Here is a 5057-nt window from a genome sequence, read left to right on the forward strand (position 1 = left end):
ATTGCCGAGACAAATCGCTTTATTGTCCTTGATAAATACACAAAGGTTTGCCAAGTTGCTGAGGGCTATCAAAGTGAAAGCGATCTGGAGCGTGAGTTGCTTCAAGATTTGATCAGTCAGGGCTATGAATGCCCCACCAATATAAACAACGCGGGTGCCATGCTGGCCAACGTGCGCGACCAGCTGCAAACACTCAACAATGTACGGTTTACTGAAAATGAATGGCTACGCTTTGTCGAAAACTATCTGGATAGACCCAGTGACAGCATCGTCGATAAAACCCGTAAACTTCACAATGACTATATCCACGATTTTGTGTTTGATGATGGTCGCATTCAGAATATCTCTCTGTTTGATAAAAAGAATGTTGCTCGTAATAAAGTGCAGGTACTCAAGCAGTTTGAACAGACAGGCAGTCATGCGAACCGCTACGATGTCACCATTTTGGTAAATGGCTTACCGCTGGTACAAATTGAGCTTAAAAAACGTGGTATAGCTATTCGCGAAGCTTTTAACCAAGTTCATCGCTACAGTAAAGAGAGTTTTAACAGCGAGCATTCGCTATACAAGTATCTCCAGCTGTTTGTGATCTCCAATGGCACTGACACTCGTTACTTTTCAAACACAACCAAACGTAATAAAAACAGCTTTGACTTCACCATTAACTGGGCGAGATCAGATAACACTCTAATCAAGGACCTGAAAGATTTTACTGCCACCTTCTTTCAGAAAAACACCTTGCTAAATGTACTGCTGCATTACTCCGTGTTTGATGTCAGTGATACCTTGTTGGTCATGCGCCCCTACCAAATCGCCGCGACTGAGCGCATTTTACAGAAAATAAAAAGCTCTTTTGAAGCTAAACACTGGAGCAAACCTGAAAGTGGTGGCTTTATTTGGCATACCACAGGGTCTGGCAAGACGCTGACCAGCTTTAAAGCCGCCCGCCTGGCGACCGAGTTGGAGTTTATCGATAAGGTCTTTTTCGTGGTAGATAGAAAAGACCTCGATTTTCAGACCATGAGAGAGTACCAGCGATTTTCACCTGATAGCGTAAATGGCTCAGAAAGTACCGCTGGGCTTAAGCGCAATCTGGATAAAGATGATAACAAGATCATTGTTACGACCATCCAGAAACTCAATAATCTGATGAAAAGTGAAAGTGACTTGCCTATCTACAATAAACAAGTGGTGTTTATTTTCGATGAGTGCCATCGTAGTCAGTTTGGTGAGGCGCAGAAGAACCTAAACAAAAAATTTAAGAAGTTTTATCAATTTGGCTTTACCGGCACGCCCATCTTTCCACAAAATGCCCTCGGTGCGGAAACAACCGCCAGTGTCTTTGGTCGTGAGCTGCACTCATACGTCATCACTGACGCGATTCGCGATGAAAAGGTGCTCAAGTTCAAGGTGGATTACAACGATGTACGGCCTCAATTTAAAGCAATGGAGACCGAACAGGATGAGAGAAAACTCAATGCGTTTGATAACAAACAAGCGTTGTTGCATCCTGAACGTATTCGGGAGATCTCGCAGTATATTTTGAACAACTACCGCCAGAAGACTCATCGTTTACAAGCAGGGAGTCAGGGTTTCAATGCCATGTTTGCCGTGAGCAGTGTAGAAGCCGCCAAGCTCTATTATGAAACATTGAACAAGCTGCAAGAGGGCCGTGACAAACAGCTCAAGCTTGCCACCATTTTCTCCTTCGCGGCGAATGAAGAGCAGGACGCGATTGGTGATATTCAGGACGAGAGCTTCGATGTCTCGGCCATGAACAGCAGCGCCAAAGAGTTTCTAAACGCTGCCATCTCAGACTATAACGCTTTCTTTAAAACTAGCTTCAGCGTCGATAGTAACGGGTTCCAAAACTACTACCGTGATTTGGCAAAGCGCGTGAAGGCCAAGGAAATCGATCTGCTGATTGTGGTGGGGATGTTCCTGACCGGTTTTGATGCCCCAGCACTCAATACCTTGTTTGTTGATAAGAACCTGCGTTATCACGGCCTGCTCCAAGCCTATTCACGCACCAATCGTATATATGACGCCACCAAAACCTTTGGCAATATCGTCACCTTCCGCGATCTGGAACAGGCAACTATCGATGCCATTACCCTGTTTGGGGATAAAAATACCAAGAATGTTGTTCTGGAAAAAAGCTACCAGGAATACATGGCAGGCTTTACTGACCTCCTCACCGGGCAAGCCCGTCGTGGTTTTATGGATGTCGTTGCAGAGCTGGAACAGCGCTTCTCCAACCCCGATGAGATTATTTTGGAGAAGGACAAAAAAGAGTTCGCCAAGCTCTTTGGTGAGTATCTGCGCGTAGAGCATGTGCTGCAAAATTACGATGAATTTGCCAGCCTGAAAGCACTGCAACATGTCGATATGAGCGACCCCGACGCGGTCGAGACGTTTAAAGCCGAGCACTATTTAAGCGATGATGAGTTGGCCGCAATGCAAGCCATCAGACTGCCAACTGAGCGCAAGATCCAGGATTACCGTTCAACTTATAACGATATTCGCGATTGGCTACGTCGCGAGAAGGCTGCTACTCAGCAGGAAAAATCTTCGATTGATTGGGATGATGTGGTGTTTGAGATTGACCTCCTGAAGTCGCAAGAGATCAATCTTGATTACATTCTGACGCTGATTTTCGAACACAACAAAAAGAATAAGAGCAAAGCAGAGCTGATCGACGAAGTCCGTCGTTTGATCCGGGCAAGTGTGGGTAACCGTGCCAAAGAAAGCCTGATCGTGGATTTTATTAACCGAACCAATCTGGATGACATCACCGACAAGGCCAGCATCATTGATGAGTTTTTCAAGTTTGCCCAAGCAGAGTTGCAGCGAGAGGTGGCAGAACTTATCAGCGCTGAAGACTTGAATGAGGCACAAGCAAGGCGCTATATCGCCGCATCACTGAAACGAGAGTATGCCAGCGAAAATGGCACAGCCTTAAATGAGACACTGCCAAAAATGAGTCCACTCAACCCGCAATACAAAACTAAAAAGCACAGCGTATTTCAGAAAATGGTTGCCTTGGTTGAGAAGTTCAAAGGAGTAGGCGGTGATATTTAATCCATGTGCAACAGAGCACCACATCCTATCCTGTAGCATCATCAAGATGTCATCACGATGTCTTCACCAGTCAAGTAGCCGTACCCTATATGAAACCCGATAGAGGCATTATCAATGAGCTGATCCTTCTCGCCAGTGCCCATCTCGAGGTGCAGGTACTTTGGCTCTACGGTTCTCAAGCAAAGGGGACTGCTAGCCCTGTCAGCGATTGGGATCTGGCGGTAGCTTTTGATCCGGTCAAGCAGAGTGGGCCGCTTGGCTCTGCTATTGAGCGCCGATTGCGCCCCGAATTGTTGGCGCTGGAATGGCAACGAGCGTTGGGATTGGCGGAAGGCGCACTCTCTGTCGTCGATATCAATCAGGCTCCCATCCCGTTAGCCTTTGCCGTGGTTGATGCCAATCTCCCCCTCTATTGCCGTGATCAGGGGCGACGGTTGCAAGAAGAGGCACGTATCATGTCGCAGATGGAGATCAACTATCCAACTGGTCATCAGAGCCCCGGTAGGAACCATTCAGAGGAGATGTAAATGAGCGATAACGGGTATATCAGCGCCCTGCGCATCAGCTTGTCACGCTATCAGGCCGAGTTGTCTCAGATCCACGAGATTTTGGCGCAGCGTGCGCTCTCTAACCTCGAGTACCGCGCCGCAGAGCGAACCCTGCAGGTCTCTATCGAAGCGAGTATCGGAGTGGCAAAACACTGGGCCAAAGCGCTGGCAGGCCATTCCCCGCAGGATGCCTATCAGGCATTTGAGATCCTGGTCCAGCGTGGAGAGCTGCCACCAGAGAGTCTGGGGGGCTGGCGCAAGGTCATTGGCCTTCGCAATGCATTGGTACATGACTATCTCAATATCGATCCTGAGATTATTCGCAGTGTGATCGCCCAAGGTTATAGTGACCAGCTGTTTATCTTTGGCAATCAAGGCCTTGACTGGCTAGCGACTCACCTAGATTAATCCACGTTTGGCAGGGCGGAGTCATCTCACATGTGCGACATGGTCAGCCAGGAGCTGTTGGCTCCCTGCAATTCGGGGAGGCGAATAGGCTCAACCCGAGTGGCAAAGCGAAGCTGAGCTGGAGCGCTTTATCGATCCGGTTATGCGCCACAGCAACGCCATTGCGACCACTCTGACCTATACGGCAGAAGACTATTTCCCGGTGGCACCGGAGTTTGAACGACACGGTCAGTGAGTTCCGCAGATCCACGACTGGTGTGGGGTTACCTGGGGGCGATTGAATTGGCACCATGGCCAACGCTACCGGCCCCGGAAGCTGCTGCACTGGCGATGATATCTGAACCGCTGGAGAAGATGCCTACGTCGCTGGAAGCGCTCAGCAATGAACATCTGCAAGAGCAAGCCAGCAAGGCCCGCTTTGCCGCTCGTATCCTGCATGCCCACTTTCTGGAGCAACGCAGCGAGCGCCCGGCACGACCTCAACCGGTGGTGGCAGCCATCAAGATTGGCCACAACGAGCCGTGCCCCTGTGGCAGCGGTAAGAAGTACAAGCATTGCTGTTTGCACTGACCAACAAAAATAGAAAACAAGAGAGGGCCAATGGCCCTCTCTTGTTTTGGTTAAACTGAAAGGAGTAACGACGATGACCTGTCCAAAGAAGTGCAATAGAAGAGAAGGGCAGCCAAGGCTACGTGGCACACTGCGTGGCATACCCAAAATTCAGATAAGAAAAAAGCCCAACCGAATCAATCAGTTGGGCTTATATAGTGGCGGAGCGGACGGGACTCGAACCCGCGACCCCCGGCGTGACAGGCCGGTATTCTAACCGACTGAACTACCGCTCCGCTGTCTGGTTAGCTTTTTGCTAAATTGTCTGCCGCTTCAATGAGGTGTCATCCTCTCGGCCAACGTCGTGATGTGCACGTCGCTGTTTAATTGGGTGCCTGGCAGTGTCCTACTCTCGCATGGCGAATGCCACACTACCATCGGCGCTACCGCGTTTCACTTCTGAGTTCGGCA

Annotated in this window: 4 protein-coding genes and 1 tRNA gene; 4 read left to right on the top strand and 1 reads right to left on the bottom strand. The window is 49.2% G+C overall.

The genetic code is table 11. From position 1 onward, the window contains the following. The 4 genes from AB5Z09_RS20790 to AB5Z09_RS20805 form a co-directional block, all read left to right on the top strand. Positions 1 to 3081: HsdR family type I site-specific deoxyribonuclease (locus AB5Z09_RS20790; RefSeq protein WP_368196125.1), on the top strand; the 3081-nt coding region annotated here is incomplete at its 5' end. Positions 3082 to 3170: 89 nt separating this feature from the next. Next, complete coding sequence (locus AB5Z09_RS20795) at positions 3171 to 3608, top strand: nucleotidyltransferase domain-containing protein (protein ID WP_368196126.1); 438 nt, start codon at positions 3171 to 3173, stop codon at positions 3606 to 3608. Beyond that, entirely contained in the window at positions 3609 to 4037 is a 429-nt protein-coding gene (locus AB5Z09_RS20800; RefSeq protein ID WP_368196127.1) for a DUF86 domain-containing protein, read from the top strand. Between the two features lie 231 nt (positions 4038 to 4268). Then, entirely contained in the window at positions 4269 to 4607 is a 339-nt protein-coding gene (locus AB5Z09_RS20805; protein ID WP_368196128.1) for an SEC-C metal-binding domain-containing protein, read from the top strand. 198 nt (positions 4608 to 4805) lie between these two features. Here AB5Z09_RS20805 and AB5Z09_RS20810 read toward each other — a convergent pair. Next, a tRNA-Asp gene (locus AB5Z09_RS20810) sits at positions 4806 to 4882 on the bottom strand. Positions 4883 to 5057: the final 175 nt, after the last annotated feature.

Origin of the sequence: Aeromonas sp. R2-2 (assembly GCF_040908355.1) — a bacterium.
Classification (GTDB): Bacteria; Pseudomonadota; Gammaproteobacteria; order Enterobacterales; family Aeromonadaceae; genus Aeromonas; species Aeromonas veronii.